Below are 17,076 nucleotides of genomic sequence, written 5' to 3'. Positions count from 1 at the left end.
TCTCATACCAAGGGCTTCATCCAAAAGGTCATGGGTTTAAGGGATTCTTCTTGTTCGCCAATTTCTTTCCAACTGAAATGAGTCGCGAGCTCTGGGCGCTTTTCATAACCACGGTTACGCCAGAATTGATCCAGTGGTTGGTAGTTGGCAGGACTAGCTGGGTGATTATCTGGACGTTGTACAGCGCAAAAACATGAGCGTTTTATTCCTTCAATGCTTTTGGCATGCTCTTCGCGATGATCGAAGAAGGCCACTCCCGCGCCTCGGCCGCGATACTTAGGTAAGAGTACCGATTCGCCACAGTAGAAAATTTCATCAAGGTTGTAACCAGCTTTGATAAAGGGCTGTGTTACTTCATCGGTCTCATAATGTAGTGGCAAACCCGTTGAAGCTCCAACAATTTTATCTCTATCAAAAGCCAATACGATCACACTGTTTGGCGCTTCAATGTAAGTTTTAAGGTAGCGCGCTTCGTAGTTTGTATCGCCATCATAAAGATAGGGAAAGTCGCGGAACACACGCATGCGCAGCTGAGCCAGTTCATCAATGTATTGATTTAAGGCGAAGCCAGATAAACGTTGGAATGTCAGCATAATCTACTCGTTTTGTATCGCGTCAGTAAGCTGGCTTAAGCCGATACTTGGGCGATCCAATCTTCTAGGTTGTAGTAGTTGGTGACGCGTGCGACTTTACCATCGCGAATGTCGAAGAAGGCGCCAGCTGGCAGTTGGTAGGTTTGGTTATTGGCTTCTGGTAAGCCTTCGTCGGTGGCGATGTATTCGCCTAACACAGTGAACTCAACCGCTGCACGATCGCCAGCAGGATTGGACATGATAACGATGTCGACAATGGTTTCTTTGTAGTTTGTGTTCATGCGCTCCATGAAGGCTGCAAAGGTATCTTTGCCTATTTCACGGTCGCCTTGGTTGATATCGTGAATGACATCGTCAGTTAGCAAAGACAAAAAGGTGTCCATGTCTTGAGCATTGAAAGCATTGTAATAGGTTTGCAGTAGTTCAACAGTTGTCTGGCTCATGGCAAAGGTTCCTAAACAAAAAAACAAAGGCTGAATGTTAATTATTTACGGAGCGTCAAGAAAGGTTTTTTTATTGGGTTGGCAAAAACAAGCAATTGCCTGTCGTCTGTGTAGGTTATTGCTAGTATGGAGCTGCTGAATCTTTAATTTTCTGATTAAAGGTTATGTTGAGGTGATAAAACTGATGGCTTAGAGTAATGTCTTATTGGAAAAATGACTGGAGCAGGTGGGCAGTATGAGCATAGATGTAGTGAATCTTGAATTAGAATGCGATACAGATAAAGGATGCGAGGCGATTGATATTATTATCAAGCCTCGGGAAAAAGACCTTGGTGAGTTCACTGTGCGGCGGACGTTGCCAACAGCGCAACGTAAAACCGTTGGTCCGTGGATTTTCTTTGATCATATGGGGCCAGCACATTTTCCAGCGGGTTCAGGTGTTAATGTTCGTCCACATCCACACATCAATTTGGCCACTGTGACCTACCTATTTGAAGGTGAGATTTTACATCGAGATTCTATTGGTAGTGTCGCCACGATTACACCGGGCGATATTAATCTCATGGTGGCAGGTAAGGGCATTACTCACTCAGAGCGAGAGCGTCCTGAGGTGAAAAATGTCCCGCATACTTTACATGGCTTGCAGTTGTGGTTGGCCTTACCTGAAGAAGACGAAGAAATTGAGCCTGCTTTTTATCATTATCCTTCGGCCAGTATTCCTGCCGTATTGGTCGATAATGTTTCTCTTAGAGTCCTAATGGGCACGGCTTATGGCGTAACCTCACCCGTAAAGACCTATGCCGAAACCTTGTATGTTGAAGCTCACATGCAAGACGGGCAACGTTTAACCTTACCGAATGCTGAAGAGCGCGCTATTTATGTAGCGAAAGGCAGCCTGAAAATTAAAGATACGCTAATACCTGAATTTGCCATGGTTATCCTATCAGCTGCTGATGATGTAGTTATTGACGCTACAGCGGATTCGAGAATCGCTTTAATTGGTGGGGAAAAAATTGGTAAGCGCTTTATTGAATGGAATTTTATCTCCAGTCGTAAAGAGCGTGTTGAGCAGGCAAAACGAGACTGGCAAGCTGGGGCGTTTCCAAAAGTCATTGGTGATGAAGATGAGTTTATCCCGTTGCCATAAAGCTCATGTTTAACCATGCTATCGAAGTCAAATCATGATACTGCTTCAGATCTATAATGGCTTAAATAAGATGTTTTGTTGCTGTAACTCGAAAGATAATTTATCTTCCGCTACCATCATGCTTCATTTGATAGCATCATTTGGAAATTAAGATAAGGCAAGCTTACCCTTATTTGTATCTCTACATGGTGTTTTAATGCTATTTATTTTTACTTAAGAGAACGTTTGGTGAAAAACTATGGATCATATACCTCAGCCTAAAGTGTCTGCTGAAAACAGTGTTAAAGACCAGATTATTCTTGCCGCTGACCAGCATTTTCGCCTTTATGGCTATGAAAAAACCAGTGTGTCAGACATTGCAAAGAGCATTGGTATATCTAAAGCTTATGTCTATAAATTTTTCAAATCGAAACAAGCCATTGCCGAAGTTATTTGTAGCAGTTGCTTGCGCAACATTGAAATTGAAGTTGAAAAGGTTGTTGCTTTAAATTTGAGTGCAACAGAAACACTTGAAGGCGCATTAGCTGCTATTGCAAGATCAAGCCTTCGCCTCTTTTTCCAGGAACAAAAGCTTTATGATATCGCGGCCTTTGCAGCGGCTGAGAATTGGCAGTCTGCGATTGATTATAAGGCGAATATGTTGGCTTTTATAACTTCTATTATTAACACAGGTATAGAGTCAGGAGAGTTTAGTAAACAGGTAGAAATAGAAGACAGTACCGAAGTGATTTTTCTTATTTTACGACCTTACTACGATCCGCAGTTGCTTCAATACAATATGGATAAAGCTGAAAGTGATGTGTCTCAGATATCTAAGGTTATTCTTAAATTCTTAAGCTAATCTAAAAAATACCTTCATGGTGACCATTGACTAAGTTGGTCACCAGTATAATAATGGCTTCTTCATCTATTCGAAGAGGCTATTATGTATGTTCTCGTTTCCACGTAGGCTTGCCCCGTTTACTGTAGTGCTTGCCACTTCCCTTATGTTGACTGCCTGTAATGAAGAATCTGTACCGGATCCGAGATTGCAGGCACCCTTAGTCCGTGTTACCTATCCTCAAAAAGTAGAACAAGAGACGCGTACTTTTACCGGTATCGTTGCGGCACGAGTGCAGAGTGATGCTGGTTTTCGAGTACAAGGCAAGGTCTTGGAGCGATTCGTTAGCGCAGGCCAAACTGTGGTGAAAGGTCAGCCTCTCATGCGAGTGGATCCTATTGATTTAACTCTGCAAGCAAAAGCTCAAAAAGAAGCCGTTGCAGCTGCAAAAGCACGAGCACAACAGGCTCAGAGCGATGAAAAGCGCTACCGAGAAATACTTAAGAAAGGATTGATTTCTGCGTCTGTTTACGCAAGCTATAAAGCTGCTTCAGATGTCGCTAAGGCAGAATTAAGCGCAGCTCAGTCACAAGCAGATGTCGCTCTTAACGCTTCTAAATACAGTACGCTCATAGCAGACTCAGATGGCGTGGTAATGGACACTTTTGCTGAACCAGGTCAAGTTGTCGCTCCAGGGCAAGCGGTGGTTCGTATAGCACATGCAGGTCAAAGAGAAGCGATAATCTACCTTCCTGAAACGTTAAGACCAGAATTAGGGTCAACAGGTAGAGCAACTCTTTATAACCCAAATGGTGAGCAAGCATTTGTTTCTGCGACATTGCGACAGCTTTCCGATGTGGCCGATAGTATTACTCGAACATTTGAAGCACGTTATGTGTTGAGTGGTGCGTTAGCTAACGCACCACTTGGCGTCACTGTGAAAGTTGAGCTACCTAACACTCATCAGCTTAATGACACTAGCTTTAATTTACCGATTGGAGCCCTGTACGATAATGGTAAAGACACAGGCATTTGGGTTATTGAAAATACTCAGCAATCTCCTCAAGTTGCATGGCGATCTGTTGATGTGCAACGTATTAGTGCTGAGACGGTAAATATATCCGCTAATATTAAATCTACAGATCAGGTTGTTGCTCTTGGGGCTCACCTTTTAAGTGACAATGAGACGGTAAGAATTAGTAATGGGCAACTGTCTTCAGTAAAGGATGGTAACGTTAATGAGTAAGTTTAACCTTTCAGCTTTAGCGGTACGAGAGCAGTCCGTTACTTTCTTTTTGATTCTTCTAATCTCCATTGCTGGGGTGATTGCTTTTCTAGGTCTTGGTCGCGCTGAAGATCCTCCTTTTACCGTCAAAACAATGACCATTGTGAGTATGTGGCCAGGCGCTACCGCTCAGGAAATGGAGGAGCAGGTTGCTGATAAAATAGAAAAACGCATGCAAGAGCTGCGTTGGTATGATTATACCAGTACTTTTACTCGTCCAGGTCTTGCTTTTACCACTGTTCAGTTGAAGGATAGTACGCCGCCCGCAGATGTTCAGGAGCAGTTTTATCAGGCTCGTAAAAAAGTAGGTGATGAAACCAGTAATTTGCCATCAGGTGTTATTGGGCCCTTTGTGAATGATGAATATGCAGATGTTACCTTTGCTCTTTATGCCTTGAAAGCACAAGGAGAGCCGCATCGTAAATTAGTCCGTGATGCGGAAGAGTTACGTCAGCGTTTGTTGCATATTGAGGGTGTCAAAAAGGTAAACATCATTGGAGAGCAGGCAGAACGAATTTTTGTGTCGTTCTCACATGATAGGTTGGCGACTTTAGGTGTGTCCGCACAAGATATTTTTTCTTCTCTTAATAATCAAAACTTGTTAACGCCAGCTGGTTCTATTGATACCAAAGGGCCGCAAGTTTTTATTAGATTAGATGGAGCGCTCGATACTCTAGATAAGATCCGAAATACCCCAATAGTCGCCCAAGGTCGAACGCTCAAATTATCTGATGTTGCGAGTGTTACTCGAGGTTATGAAGACCCCGCGACTTTCTTCGTTCGTAACAATGGCGAGCCCTCGCTTTTACTTGGCATTATAATGCGAGACGGATGGAATGGATTGGATCTAGGGGAAGCGCTTCAGGAAGAAGTGAAAGCGATTAATGGTGAGTTGCCTCTTGGTATGACGCTGTCAAATGTGACAGATCAATCGGTAAATATTAGCGCTTCGATTGATGAGTTTATGATCAAGTTTTTCGTCGCTCTGTTGGTCGTGATGCTAGTTTGTTTTGTTAGTATGGGCTGGCGAGTCGGTATTGTGGTTGCCGCTGCTGTACCTCTTACATTGGCGTTTGTGTTTGTCGTCATGGCGGCAACGGATAAAAACTTTGATCGAATTACGCTTGGCTCCCTCATATTGGCCCTTGGTTTGCTGGTGGATGATGCCATAATTGCCATCGAAATGATGGTGGTAAAAATGGAAGAGGGCTATAGTCGTGCACAGGCTTCTGCTTATGCATGGAGTCACACTGCAGCGCCTATGCTATCGGGAACATTAGTTACGGCCGTTGGCTTTATGCCAAATGGATTTGCCCGTTCAACAGCTGGTGAATACACCAGTAATATGTTTTGGATCGTGGGTATTTCTCTTATTGTATCTTGGCTTGTTGCTGTGATTTTTACGCCTTATCTAGGTGTAAAGTTATTGCCTAATATCGCTAAAGTTGAAGGTGGTCATGCGGCTATCTATGATACGAAAAACTATAATCGATTCCGCCAAGTTCTAACCTCTGTAATCAGTAAAAAGTGGTTGGTAGCTGTTGTCGTTGTTCTACTTTTTGGTACGGCGGTAGCTGGTATGGGGGTAGTGAAAAAACAATTCTTCCCAACATCTGATCGCCCTGAAGTCTTGGTTGAAGTTCAGATGCCTTATGGTTCTTCAATTAAGCAGACCAGTGGATCTACGAAACTAGTTGAAGAGTGGTTACTTAAACAACCAGAAGCAAAAGTCGTAACATCATATATTGGTCAAGGTGCACCGCGTTTTTACTTGGCTATGTCTCCTGAATTGCCAGATCCTTCCTTTGCTAAGATTGTTGTATTGACTAGCAATCAGGATGAGCGAGAAGCCTTGAAAAATAGGTTACGAGAAGTGGTTGCGAATGGTTTGGCTCCCGAGGCTAGAGTTAGGGTATCGCAATTGGTTTTCGGGCCATATTCTCCTTTCCCTGTAGCTTTCCGAGTTAGTGGTCCAGATATAGATGTGTTGCGTTCTATTTCTTCTCAGGTAAAAGATGTCATGAATGACAGTCCAATGATGCGAACAGTTAATACGGACTGGGGAACGAGAATTCCGACCATGCATTTCAAGCTTGAGCAAGATCGATTGCAGGCATTAGGATTAACAACGAGTAGTGTGTCTCAACAATTACAATTCCTATTGTCGGGTATTCCGATCACCGAAATACGAGAAGATATTCGTACTGTACAAGTGATGGCTCGTGCCGCCGGTGATATTCGCTTAGATCCTAGCAAGATTCAGGATTTTACTCTGATTAATGCATCCGGTAGTCCAATTCCGTTATCGCAAGTGGGCTCTGTTGAGATACGTGAGGAAGAACCTATCCAACGAAGACGTGATCGTGTTCCAACCATGACTGTACAAGGTGATATACAGAATGACCTTCAACCACCAGATGTATCATCGCATATTTACAAGCAGCTAGAGCCAATTATAGCTACGTTGCCACCAGGTTATAAAATAGTGATGGCGGGAAATATTGAAGAATCAGGGAAAGCAACTAAAGCGCTACTTCCTTTATTCCCAATAATGATTGCACTTACTTTGTTGATTATCATGTTTCAAGTCCGCTCGATTCCATCAATGATCATGGTGTTTGCAACTAGCCCACTTGGATTGATTGGTGTTGTGCCTACTTTGTTGGCCTTCCAACAGCCATTTGGTATCAATGCTTTGGTTGGTCTTATCGCACTGTCCGGTATATTGATGCGAAATACATTAATATTGATTGGTCAAATTGAGCAAAACTTGGAAGATGGGCTGGATAATTTTAATGCCGTTATTGAGGCGACGGTACAGAGGGCTAGACCCGTATTATTAACCGCTTTGGCGGCAATTCTAGCCTTTATTCCATTAACTCACTCAGTCTTTTGGGGGACGTTAGCTTATACCCTGATAGGTGGAACATTGGCTGGAACGGTTTTGACTTTGGTCTTCCTTCCTGCCATGTATGCGATTTGGTTTAAGGTAAAACCTGTTAAGTCAGTGGCGCATGTAGAGTAATCTACCTTCCTTAACGCCCATTACCGTCTTGTCATTTCTTCTATATTTGAAGTGTCGGCAAGAAGGTAATGGGCCTTTTTTATTCATATGAAGAATTATTTTCTATAACTATTAACTCGCTGTGCTATCAACCTGCATGATGGCTTTTTTAGGGCGAGTGTCAATTCCTAAACACAGCAAGCCGGTGACTAATGACAAGACAATGTGAGTTAAGTAGAGGTGTTTAAAGTCAATTAGTTGAGGGGCGATGCTACCCACTACAACAACAGTAATGGAAACACCTAATACAGAACTGATTTGACGGACGGCTTGATTCACCGCGCTACCTATTCCAAATCGATTGGCTGGTAGTTTCGCCACCGCTGCGGCGCTTAGCGATGGCAATATCATGCCAATGGCAAGGCCGGTGAAAATCAATCCAGGTAGCCAAGCCCCTAAATAATTAGGAGTGGCTCCCACTTTCAGATAAAACCATAGTCCGCCAGCGGCATATAACATACTTCCAACACACAGTATTAATCTATGCCCAATACGAGCGGCAATTCTTCCTGTGATAATCGCCACAGGAACCACCAATAGAGGGCCAGGAGTAACGGCTATTCCTGCTTGTGGTAGAGAATACTTCCAGATTTCAATGAGAAACAAAAAGTAACTGAAAAACATCATGCTGAATGCGGTACCGAAGGTGACGGTGGCGAGATTAACAAATCGGTAGCTAGGGTCTGCAAATAAAGAAAGATCTAACGCTGGATGAGCGATACGGCGGGACCACATATAAAAAATAGATAAAATGAAAGCACCAGAAATAACGGGTGCGAGTACCGCGAGGCTTAACCAATGCGCATGTTCTGATTGCACAATACCATAAGCCACCGAGCCAATCCCTAGAATCAATAAAAGTACACCAATTGCATCAAATGGCACCCTAGTTTCAGAATTACGCCATTCAGTTAATGTGTCTCGCCCCAGCCATAAGGCGATAGTCCCAAGTGGTAGGTTAATAAAGAAGGCCCAAGACCACCCCAGAATATCCACAACACTTGCGCCAATGCTTGGCCCTAATGCTGCTGCAAGGGCACCGACGGCTCCCCAAAGGCTAACGCCAACGGCGCGTTTTTCTACAGGGAAAGCCCCCAATACAAGAGCCAGAGAGGAAGGGGTAATAAGGGCGGCACCAATGGCCTGTAAGACCCTTGTGGCAATAAGACTTTCTACATTTGGCGCTAACCCACACAGTAACGAAGCCAGTAAAAACAAAGATAGGCCGAGCATAAAAATACGTTTGCGCCCAAACACATCAACAAATCGTCCGGCTGGAACAAGTAGTGCTGCGTACACAATTGTATAAGCATTGAGTACCCATGACATATCAGAAGCCGTGCTTTCTGAAAACTCTACCCTTAATGTATTAAAGGCGGCAAATAAGAGCGTTGTGTCAATAGATACTAAGAAAATAGCAACACTTGCAACCGAAAATACTCGCCAAGGCGATGGGGGGAGAGTGGTATTCATTGTGTTTGGATCTCGTTATGTTGTATAGCTAGTCAATATGATATGTATCATATTTTTTATAAAATAAAGCATTTATGCATGCTTTATTTGTTTTCAAGTAAGCTTTTTAGTGATGCTTTTACGATAGCATCAGCTAATTTTGGGTCATCCACGGCTCTGGCGATAGTGAGTGTTCCAATCATGGTTGCCACTATCGATAATGCTCGCTCATGGGCTTCTGGTTTTCCCCAATCGTCAGTTTGACGTGCTACTAGGTCAACCATTTCTTTTACGCGCTGTGTTATTACATGGCGAATATCATCTGATTGGCGGCTTGTTTCTGAGCCAAGTGCGCCAATAACGCAACCTGTCTCACAGGAATTAATGTGAGAGGGTGACAAATAGGTTTCTAAAAGTTTGGTTAGCGATTCTTGCGGTGGTACCGATGAAACGCTATCCGCTAAAACAGCCAGAACATCCGTCCCTGCTTTGCTAGCAGCCTCTACTAGCATGGCTTCTCTTGAAGGAAAATGCGCATAGAACCCGCCATGGGTCAGACCTGCTTCTTTCATTATGTCTGCAACACTGACGCCGTCGTATCCATTTCGCCGTATCGCTTTTGAAGCCGCTAAGACGATGCGTTCGTGTGTGGCTTCTTTCTTATGATTTGGCTTAGTTTTCTTCATAGTTTCCCCTAGTTTTATGTCGATTATCATAATTGATAAATGTTTAAAACGCCACATCATGTCTAACCTTGAGTCGTGACACGGATTGGTTATTTTAATTTATTCAGTAATCTCAATTGGTTAGAGTCTTTTAACGGATTATTGATAAAAAGCTTAGTTTTTTGCGATAGACAATGTTGGAGTTATAAAATATGATAATCGTAATATTTTTTAACTAAAACTAAGATAAAGGTGTTAAACATGAATATTGAAAATGCGGTTGTTTTGATTACTGGCTCAAACAGAGGGCTTGGTCTTGTATTTGCTCAAGAGGCCCTGAAGCGTGGTGCAAAAAAAGTCTATGCGGCAGCGCGAAACCCAGAAACGGTGACTCTTGAGGGGGTTATTCCTGTAAAACTGGATGTAAACAGTCCAGAAGATATTGCTAGAGTTGTGAAAGAGTGTGGTGATGTGACTTTACTTATTAACAATGCTGGTATTGCCGAGACAGGTGGTATTTTAGGTGATGACGTAGAAGCTTCTTTGCGTCGTCAGATGGAAACTAACGTATATGCACCAATGAAGTTGGCTACCGCATTCGCACCGGTTCTTGCTGCCAACAACGGTGGGGGAATTATCAACGTCGCATCGGTAGCGAGTTGGATAAATCTTCCTATTTTAGCTGCATACTCTGTTACTAAAGCGGCTGTATGGTCTGTTTCTAATGCTATGCGTCATGAGTTAGTTGAGCAAAAAACTCAGGTGCTTACTCTTCATGTTGGTTTTATTGAAACGGATTTAACCAAAGGCTTTGATGTTGACAAGGTTTCCCCTGAAACGGTTGTTGCAAATACTTACAACGCCCTTGAAGCTGGCGAGAATCAGGTATTAGCGGATGAAGCCGCGAAACAGGTCCATCAAGCGCTTTCGACGTACCCTGATATTTACCTGCATGCAATCAAATCCTAACAGTAAATAAATGATTACAGAGCAAAGATGCTCAGACACTTTTTAAATTGTTTGTTATTACTATTATTAGAGGACACTTTATGTCTAAGTCGCAAGTTGTTTTAGTTACTGGTGTTTCATCAGGAATAGGGCGCGCTACAGCTGAAAAATTTGCTCAGCGCGGTTGTCGTGTATTCGGTTCAGTACGTAATCTTGCAAATGCGAAACCATTATCTGGTGTTGAATTAGTCGAAATGGATGTTCGTGATGAAGCTTCTGTTCAACAAGCTATTCAATGGGTTATTGATCGTGCAGGGCGTATTGATGTTCTTGTAAACAACGCAGGTACAACTATTATTGGTGCGGTTGAAGAAACCTCTCCAGCTGAAGCCGCTTCACTTTTTGATTCGAATGTTTTAGGTATTCTTCGTACGGCACGAGCGGTACTTCCGCATATGCGGTCTAAGCGGAGTGGACGAATTGTCAATATAAGTTCGGTTCTTGGTTTTCTTCCCGCGCCTTATATGAGTGTTTACTCTGCTTCTAAACATGCTGTAGAAGGGTTGTCAGAAACTCTAGATCATGAAGTGCGTCAGTTTGGCATTCGTGTCTCTTTAGTTGAGCCCTCTTTCACTAGAACAAATCTTGATATAAGTGCACCTAGCACCGCCGATAAAATTTCAGCTTACGAGCACGAGCTAAACCTTTCTTCGGCAGCCGTTGCAAAAAACGTAAAAAATGCTCCAGAACCTGATGGCGTCGCAAGCACAGTCATTGAAGCGGCTCTTGGTAAATGGAAAATGCGTCATACACCCGCAGGTGAAGCGTCTTTATTAAGAAAATTACGTCGCTTTATGCCGGCAGGCCCTGTTGATAAAAGTTTGCGCAAGGCATTTGGGTTAGGTTGATTCATTCGTTTAAATACTTTGATGTTTTTTTCATCTAGTTCATAAAGACAGGCAAAGGTCTCTTCGTCTGTCTTTGTTTCAAATGTTGATTTGTTTCAAATGTTGATCGTTAAGTGCTTGGAATGAGCACGCTGTCAAAAAAGCGGATGATGCTTTTGTGATCATCGAGCGGCAGAACGTCTGCCACATATTGGTCAGGTCGAACGATGACTATGCAGCCGTTTTTCTTGTTGATTCCTCGTTTGTCATAGAACGAGCTCTCTTCACAAAGAGCGCTGTAGACTTTTTCATAATCCTTTAACCCATGGCAGCCTTTTGATGGCTGTAAAAGCGAATGAATATCGGCTACTTCTATTTCCCGATGAGGTACTTGAAAGACAGCTTGCACATTGATTATGGCATCGATATCTGCATCCTTTGGTGTAAAACGCTGGATAGGAGATGACGGGTTGTTTTGTAAAAACTCGCATAGCGCTTTAACTTTGCAAGTATCGCTCATGAAGTTTTGCTCTCCTGCAAAGGCGAGAATGTGCCAACGACCATCGGCTTTCATGCTGTGGCCAAGGTGTACTGGTTTCGCATCAGCATGGCGAGTTACTTTGGCAGAATGAAAACGCATACCAATGGTTTGTCCTGTTGCTAAACCTTGATGTTGTCCAGACGATACTAAGTCTGACTGCGGATAGTAAATGGCGGTACCGGCGGTGAAGCGACCAAACTGAACAAAGTATTGCTGAAAAGCGGTTGGATCAACACCATCCGGATTGGTTGCAGATTTAGGTTTGGCGCTGAACATTTTCGAAAACTCGCGATCGAAATCGATTAATTGCTGAGCCACAGTTTGTCTTTCGAAAGAATAAGACTGCAGTAATTCTGCATTTGCTCTTCCTGTTAGCACATGGGCAAGTTTCCAGCCTAAATTCCATGTGTCATTAACCGAAGTATTCAGTCCTTGTCCCGCTTTTGGGCTGTGAGTGTGGCAAGCGTCACCAGCTAAAAATACATGAGGTAATCGACCATCTTCGGCGTCATCAAATGCGGTAGTAAGCCGTTGGCCGATTTCATACACGCTCCACCAAGCGATTTCTTTCACCTCGATGGTGTACGGATGCATGATGCGGTTTGCTGCAGCAATAAGGTAATCGGTTGTGATTGATTGCTTGCTGAGTCGTTCATTGTGTTTTAGTTTGTCCAGCTCTATATACAAGCGCACCATGTAACCGCCTTCGCGCGGAATGATCAGCATGTTGCCTTCATTACTGGAATGAATCGCTGATTTTAGGCGAATATCAGGAAAGTCGGTTACTGCCAATACATCCATAACGCCCCATCCTTGATTGATAGAGTCGCCGACCAATTCACGGCCAATGGATTTACGTACTGTGCTCCGAGCACCGTCACACCCAACCACGTATTTGGCTTTAACCGTCTCGATCACGCCAAGATGTTGAGAGTCTAAACGTTCAAACGTCAGTGTCACCGGGTAATCTGTGACTGTTGGATCGACTTCAAGATTGAGTAGTTGGCGGGAGTAATGGGGAACGACTTTCCCTGGCCCGTGGCGCATCACATCAAGAAAGGCGTCATGCACTCTGGCTTGGTTGATGATGACATGAGGCATTTCAGATAAGTCATCTTCCACGTCTTGAATTTTGCTACTGCGTGCAATTTGCTCTGGTTGTTCAGTATTAGGTTTCCAAAAAGCGGTTTCGTTTACCCAGTAGGCTTCTTGCTTAATTTGATCTGCGAAGTCATAGGCTTCAAACATTTCCATGGTACGACAAGCAATACCATCTGCTTGACCTACTAATAAACGATCGTCTTTTTGTTCGACAATACAGGTAGAAATAGAGGCAAATTTCGACAATTGAGCGGCGATATTGAGCCCTGCAGGACCACAACCCACAATCATTACATCGACTTCTGATGGTAGTGGATGTTTTAAAGGCGGAGCGATGACTCGATCTGCAGGATCGGTAATTTTAGGATCGCCTGGGTGAAAGCCTTGTTGATAAAATTGCATGGATTGTCCTCTTATTATTGTCTGTGGCTGGCTATTAGAAATTAAAATATTTGCTGTCTGGAATAGAAATGACTTTAATGTATTCAAGGTATAAGTAAAAATAGATTTTTATCTCAAGACTAATAGAAAACGCATAGATGAACCCTAACTTATTGAAGCAATTAGCCATCGTTGTGAAACAGGGCTCTCTTAGTCGAGCTTGTGAACAGCTGTATATAACTCAGCCAACATTGACGCGTAGTATTCAGCAGTTAGAAATGAGAGTCGGTGCACCAGTGCTTATTCGAACGCGTTATGGCGTACAGCCTACCGAAATAGGTGCAAGATTAGCGCAAATTGGCGAAAGGATTTTGGCTGAAACAGAACAAGGTGAAGAGGTCATTCGACAGTTTCATAGCGGCTATCATAATGAATTTGTGATTGGTATTGATCCGCTTTGGGAATTTGCCACGGTAGAGCAAATGACCGCCTATTTTATGCAAGAAAAGCGTTATGTCTTTCACTTTAGGACGGGCTCCGCGGCCGCGCAGATTGAGTTATTACAAAAGGGTGAACTCGACTTTTTATTGGCACCTGCGCACCTTACAGTTAAGCAGGGGGCGCTTGATAGACAGTTGTTGTTTCGAGATCGCTCCGGTGTTTTTGTTGGGAAAAAATCGGCTCTTAGAGGAGGGGATACCGTTATTTCTCAAGAGATTTTGGAGAAGCAACACTGGATAGCGGCAGGAGCAAATGCCGGCTTTCTTGATCGGCCTAGTGAGATTATCGGGCTCAAAGCTGCCAGCATGGCGTTTACGGGAAGTATTCGCTCTGTTTTACACCTTTTAAATACGTCCGAGGTATTGGTTCGTCTACCTGCTCGTTTAGCCTTAATGACTGGGGTGGTTGAAATTGATCAATTGATCAAGGTGCCAGGACCAAAAGGGCCAAGGCGAGACATCGCGCTTTGGTCAAGAGTGGATAATTTGGAGCGCCCTGAGTGCATGAAAGTTCATGAATTAATTCGTGGTTTTATGCAAACACTGGACGACACTGTATCGACATTTGAATTGGACCTATGACCTAGTTAGGGCGCCGGTTGCTGACGATAAAATTGGCACAGTAGTCGGTAAACATCAGGCATCTCTTTTTTCATCATTTTAGGATCTTCAAAAAAAGTTTCGCTGCATACCGCGAAGAACTCGGCAGGATTAGTTAAAGCATATTCATCGAGCGGCAGGTGTTTATGATGCTGCCAATCCATTCGTAGGTGTTGGAATGATTCTGTGAATATGTCGTGCCATTCGCCAGGCTTCATGTCAGGGTGTATAGGAGGAGCGCCATTTGCGCCATCACGAAGCATATCTAGTTTGTGTGCGAATTCATGAATGACTACATTACTGGCTTTGCCATGACGTGCATGAGCGCCTGTTTCAAGAATGGATTCCCACGATAGAATCAAGGGTCCTCTCTGCCATGCTTCGCCGCTTAGCCCTCGACCTTCAGCGTGTACGACACCATCTTCACTTTGATAAGGATGGTTGGTGATAAAGTCACCTTCGTACAAAATGATGGTTTTACAGTGGGCGTACCAATCTAAACCGAGGTGCAAAATAGGCACACACGCCATAGTGGCAAGTTTTAGGCACATGGCCTCGGTGAATTGAAAGTCGGCACCAGGAGTGACGCCTTTACGAGCAAGAAAATGAAAACTCATATTTCGAAGTTTATCGCGCTCGATGCCTTGGTAACGGCTCATAACGGGCCAATCAGCGATGGCGGATTCCCATTGTTCTACTGTAAATCCCATTGCTTTGATTTGTCTTTTTTCTAGCCAATCGTTAAGCTCTTTGAACATGGTATTTATCTCGGTTAAAGTAACCAATTCTTTCTATATTTTGTGTGATTTTAGTCGTGCAACAATATCATGTCTTCAATTATGATATGCACTAGAGAGTCATTTTAGCGACGATGGTGAGTGTGAAGTGTCCTTAAGCACAATCTCTCCTTAATTCTTATGAATTCCTCCGACTTTGTAGGCTTAATCTCTTACGAATTTACTTATATTATAAGTGTCAAATATATGACGTCATCCTTATTTCGGGGATTGGTTAAGTCCAATTAAGCAACGAGAGAGCTTCTTTTGAAATTATTTACTTCTTTATCTAACATGCGCGCCAATTCATTTTGGCTGATCAAGCATTCCTTAATAACATCCTTGTTAATTAATCTAGTAGGGCATGTGCAGGCAGAGGAATCCGATGTAAAAGTAGATTCTGTTCCAGTGACCGAAAACGTTCAACTAGAGCAGGAGTCAAAAGGGTATGCTTTTTCTAATCAAACTGTGATTGAGATGGCGAAAGAGTTAGCTAAATCCCCAATGAAGCCAGCTGAAAAAGCACCGCAAGCTTTGACCGATATGGATTACCCTACTTATCGACAAATTAACTTCCAGCAAAACCAAGCCGTTTGGGGAAAATCTCTAACAAAATTTTCAGTTCAGTTATTTGCTCCTGGTTTTATATTTAAAGATTTAGTGTCCATTGACGTTGTTGAAAATGGTCGTGCTTTTCCCTTGAATGTATCGTCGGATTCTTTTTCCACTCCGAACCCTGAGATTAGTAAATTGATATCTCAGGTTGGTAAGTACGCTGGATTACGCTTGCACTATCCTCTTAATAAAGCAGATATGAATGATGAGTTTGCAGTCTTTCAGGGCGCTAGTTACTTTCGTGCAATTTCAAAAGGTCAGTCTTATGGATTATCAGCGCGTGGCCTTGCGGTAGATGTGGCGCAGCCAAAGGGTGAAGAATTCCCTATGTTCAAACAGTTCTGGATTGAACGTCCATCATCAAGCCAAGATGCTATTGTTGTTCATGCCTTGTTAGACAGTAAAAGTGTGACAGGCGCGTACCGTTTTGGTATCTACCCAGGAAAACCAACCCGTATCGATGTAAAAGCGACATTGTTTCCAAGAGTGGATTTGAAGAATGTCGGTATAGCACCTCTGACGTCGATGTTTATGTATGACGATATGCTCGATGTTTCTGATGTTCCTGATTACCGCACTGCTGTTCACGACTCTGATGGCTTACAGATTTTAACCGGTAAAGACGAAATGATCTGGCGACCTTTGAACAACCCTAAATCTCTACAAGTCAGTGCTTTTAGTGATGCTTCACCAAAAGGCTTTGGTTTGATTCAGCGTCATCGTAATTTTGAAGACTATCAAGATCTTGAGGCTAGTTACCATACTCGTCCCTCTGCTTGGATTAAACCAATGAATGATTGGGGAGCAGGGCACATAGAGCTAGTTGAGATTCCTTCAAATTCTGAAACAAATGATAATATTGTTGCGTATTGGCAGCCAAAAGAGGGCTTTAAGAAAGGTGAATCTTATACTTATCAATATTTGATGACTTGGTCTAACGATACACCGGTTTCTCTGGATTTGCCTCGTGTTGTTCGTAGTGCCAAAGGAGTGAAGCTATTCAAAACAAACCCAGAGGTGGTAATTGATTTCAATAAAATGCCAGATGTTAATATTGATGATTTGACCATTGATGCCAGCATAAGCAGAGGAAAAATACTCGAAAAGATAGCAGTGAAAAACCCTCATAATAATGGTGTGCGTGTTTACGTTTCTTTTGACCCGCAAGATGTGGATTTGGCTGAGCTAAGAGTTCAGCTTAAACAGGGAGAAACTGCAGTGGCTCCTACTTGGCTGTATCGTTGGACGAAGGAATAAT

General features: G+C 43.2%; 14 protein-coding genes. 8 read left to right on the top strand and 6 right to left on the bottom strand.

Annotation, left to right across the window (positions count from 1 at the left end):
* Nucleotides 1-2: 2 nt before the first annotated feature.
* On the bottom strand, nucleotides 3-593 hold the full coding sequence (locus KPL72_RS05270; RefSeq protein WP_219702093.1) for a GNAT family N-acetyltransferase: 591 nt from the start codon (nucleotides 591-593) through the stop codon (nucleotides 3-5).
* Nucleotides 594-628: 35 nt separating this feature from the next.
* The gene (locus tag KPL72_RS05265) at nucleotides 629-1,036 is read right to left on the bottom strand and encodes a ketosteroid isomerase-related protein (protein WP_219702092.1); all 408 of its coding nucleotides are present in this window, start codon (nucleotides 1,034-1,036) and stop codon (nucleotides 629-631) included.
* Between the two features lie 235 nt (nucleotides 1,037-1,271).
* Here KPL72_RS05265 and KPL72_RS05260 point away from each other — a divergent pair, with 235 nt between their 5' ends.
* The 4 genes from KPL72_RS05260 (at nucleotide 1,272) to KPL72_RS05245 (ending at nucleotide 7,313) form a co-directional block, all read left to right on the top strand.
* Nucleotides 1,272-2,183 (top strand): pirin family protein, encoded by a 912-nt coding sequence (locus KPL72_RS05260; RefSeq protein WP_219702091.1) that lies wholly within the window; start codon nucleotides 1,272-1,274, stop codon nucleotides 2,181-2,183.
* 238 nt (nucleotides 2,184-2,421) lie between these two features.
* Entirely contained in the window at nucleotides 2,422-3,024 is a 603-nt protein-coding gene (locus KPL72_RS05255) for a TetR/AcrR family transcriptional regulator (RefSeq protein WP_212915948.1), read from the top strand.
* Nucleotides 3,025-3,112: 88 nt separating this feature from the next.
* Complete coding sequence (locus tag KPL72_RS05250) at nucleotides 3,113-4,249, top strand: efflux RND transporter periplasmic adaptor subunit (protein ID WP_219702090.1); 1,137 nt, start codon at nucleotides 3,113-3,115, stop codon at nucleotides 4,247-4,249.
* Nucleotides 4,242-7,313: an efflux RND transporter permease subunit gene (locus KPL72_RS05245; protein WP_219702089.1), complete on the top strand. Its 3,072-nt coding sequence runs from the start codon at nucleotides 4,242-4,244 to the stop codon at nucleotides 7,311-7,313. The genes KPL72_RS05250 and KPL72_RS05245 overlap by 8 nt, the downstream gene beginning before the upstream one ends.
* 111 nt (nucleotides 7,314-7,424) lie before the next feature.
* Here the strand turns inward: KPL72_RS05245 and KPL72_RS05240 are convergent, their stop codons facing one another.
* On the bottom strand, nucleotides 7,425-8,825 hold the full coding sequence (locus tag KPL72_RS05240) for a DHA2 family efflux MFS transporter permease subunit (RefSeq protein WP_219702088.1): 1,401 nt from the start codon (nucleotides 8,823-8,825) through the stop codon (nucleotides 7,425-7,427).
* Between the two features lie 83 nt (nucleotides 8,826-8,908).
* A complete protein-coding gene (locus tag KPL72_RS05235; RefSeq protein ID WP_219702087.1) occupies nucleotides 8,909-9,490 on the bottom strand; it encodes a TetR/AcrR family transcriptional regulator in 582 nt (193 codons plus the stop codon).
* Between the two features lie 240 nt (nucleotides 9,491-9,730).
* On the opposite strand from KPL72_RS05235, the gene KPL72_RS05230 reads away from it, so the two are divergent.
* Entirely contained in the window at nucleotides 9,731-10,438 is a 708-nt protein-coding gene (locus KPL72_RS05230) for an SDR family oxidoreductase (RefSeq protein WP_219702086.1), read from the top strand.
* A gap of 80 nt (nucleotides 10,439-10,518) precedes the next feature.
* Nucleotides 10,519-11,325, top strand: coding sequence for an oxidoreductase (locus KPL72_RS05225; protein ID WP_219702085.1), 807 nt, complete (start codon nucleotides 10,519-10,521; stop codon nucleotides 11,323-11,325).
* Nucleotides 11,326-11,434: 109 nt separating this feature from the next.
* Here the strand turns inward: KPL72_RS05225 and KPL72_RS05220 are convergent, their stop codons facing one another.
* Complete coding sequence (locus tag KPL72_RS05220) at nucleotides 11,435-13,348, bottom strand: FAD-binding monooxygenase (RefSeq protein ID WP_219702084.1); 1,914 nt, start codon at nucleotides 13,346-13,348, stop codon at nucleotides 11,435-11,437.
* Between the two features lie 137 nt (nucleotides 13,349-13,485).
* Here KPL72_RS05220 and KPL72_RS05215 point away from each other — a divergent pair, with 137 nt between their 5' ends.
* Nucleotides 13,486-14,409 (top strand): LysR family transcriptional regulator, encoded by a 924-nt coding sequence (locus tag KPL72_RS05215; protein WP_212915942.1) that lies wholly within the window; start codon nucleotides 13,486-13,488, stop codon nucleotides 14,407-14,409.
* Nucleotides 14,410-14,414: 5 nt separating this feature from the next.
* On the opposite strand, the gene KPL72_RS05210 is transcribed toward KPL72_RS05215, so the two are convergent.
* Nucleotides 14,415-15,185: a M90 family metallopeptidase gene (locus tag KPL72_RS05210; protein ID WP_219702083.1), complete on the bottom strand. Its 771-nt coding sequence runs from the start codon at nucleotides 15,183-15,185 to the stop codon at nucleotides 14,415-14,417.
* A 285-nt stretch (nucleotides 15,186-15,470) separates the two neighbouring features.
* Between KPL72_RS05210 and KPL72_RS05205 the strand changes: the two genes are divergently transcribed.
* On the top strand, nucleotides 15,471-17,075 hold the full coding sequence (locus KPL72_RS05205) for a glucan biosynthesis protein G (protein WP_249422110.1): 1,605 nt from the start codon (nucleotides 15,471-15,473) through the stop codon (nucleotides 17,073-17,075).
* Nucleotide 17,076 lies beyond the last annotated feature (1 nt).

Source organism: Marinomonas lutimaris, assembly GCF_019426345.1.
Classification (GTDB): domain Bacteria; phylum Pseudomonadota; class Gammaproteobacteria; order Pseudomonadales; family Marinomonadaceae; genus Marinomonas; species Marinomonas lutimaris.
The sequence above is the reverse complement of the archived record's forward strand: the minus strand, read 5'-3'. Positions and strand labels throughout refer to the sequence as shown.

Coding starts and splice junctions, on each gene's coding strand:
- KPL72_RS05270 (WP_219702093.1), bottom strand. CDS start 593: ATGCTGACATTCCAACGTTTATCTGGCTTCGCCTTAAATCAATACATT.
- KPL72_RS05265 (WP_219702092.1), bottom strand. CDS start 1,036: ATGAGCCAGACAACTGTTGAACTACTGCAAACCTATTACAATGCTTTC.
- KPL72_RS05260 (WP_219702091.1), top strand. CDS start 1,272: ATGAGCATAGATGTAGTGAATCTTGAATTAGAATGCGATACAGATAAA.
- KPL72_RS05255 (WP_212915948.1), top strand. CDS start 2,422: ATGGATCATATACCTCAGCCTAAAGTGTCTGCTGAAAACAGTGTTAAA.
- KPL72_RS05250 (WP_219702090.1), top strand. CDS start 3,113: ATGTTCTCGTTTCCACGTAGGCTTGCCCCGTTTACTGTAGTGCTTGCC.
- KPL72_RS05245 (WP_219702089.1), top strand. CDS start 4,242: ATGAGTAAGTTTAACCTTTCAGCTTTAGCGGTACGAGAGCAGTCCGTT.
- KPL72_RS05240 (WP_219702088.1), bottom strand. CDS start 8,825: ATGAATACCACTCTCCCCCCATCGCCTTGGCGAGTATTTTCGGTTGCA.
- KPL72_RS05235 (WP_219702087.1), bottom strand. CDS start 9,490: ATGAAGAAAACTAAGCCAAATCATAAGAAAGAAGCCACACACGAACGC.
- KPL72_RS05230 (WP_219702086.1), top strand. CDS start 9,731: ATGAATATTGAAAATGCGGTTGTTTTGATTACTGGCTCAAACAGAGGG.
- KPL72_RS05225 (WP_219702085.1), top strand. CDS start 10,519: ATGTCTAAGTCGCAAGTTGTTTTAGTTACTGGTGTTTCATCAGGAATA.
- KPL72_RS05220 (WP_219702084.1), bottom strand. CDS start 13,348: ATGCAATTTTATCAACAAGGCTTTCACCCAGGCGATCCTAAAATTACC.
- KPL72_RS05215 (WP_212915942.1), top strand. CDS start 13,486: ATGAACCCTAACTTATTGAAGCAATTAGCCATCGTTGTGAAACAGGGC.
- KPL72_RS05210 (WP_219702083.1), bottom strand. CDS start 15,185: ATGTTCAAAGAGCTTAACGATTGGCTAGAAAAAAGACAAATCAAAGCA.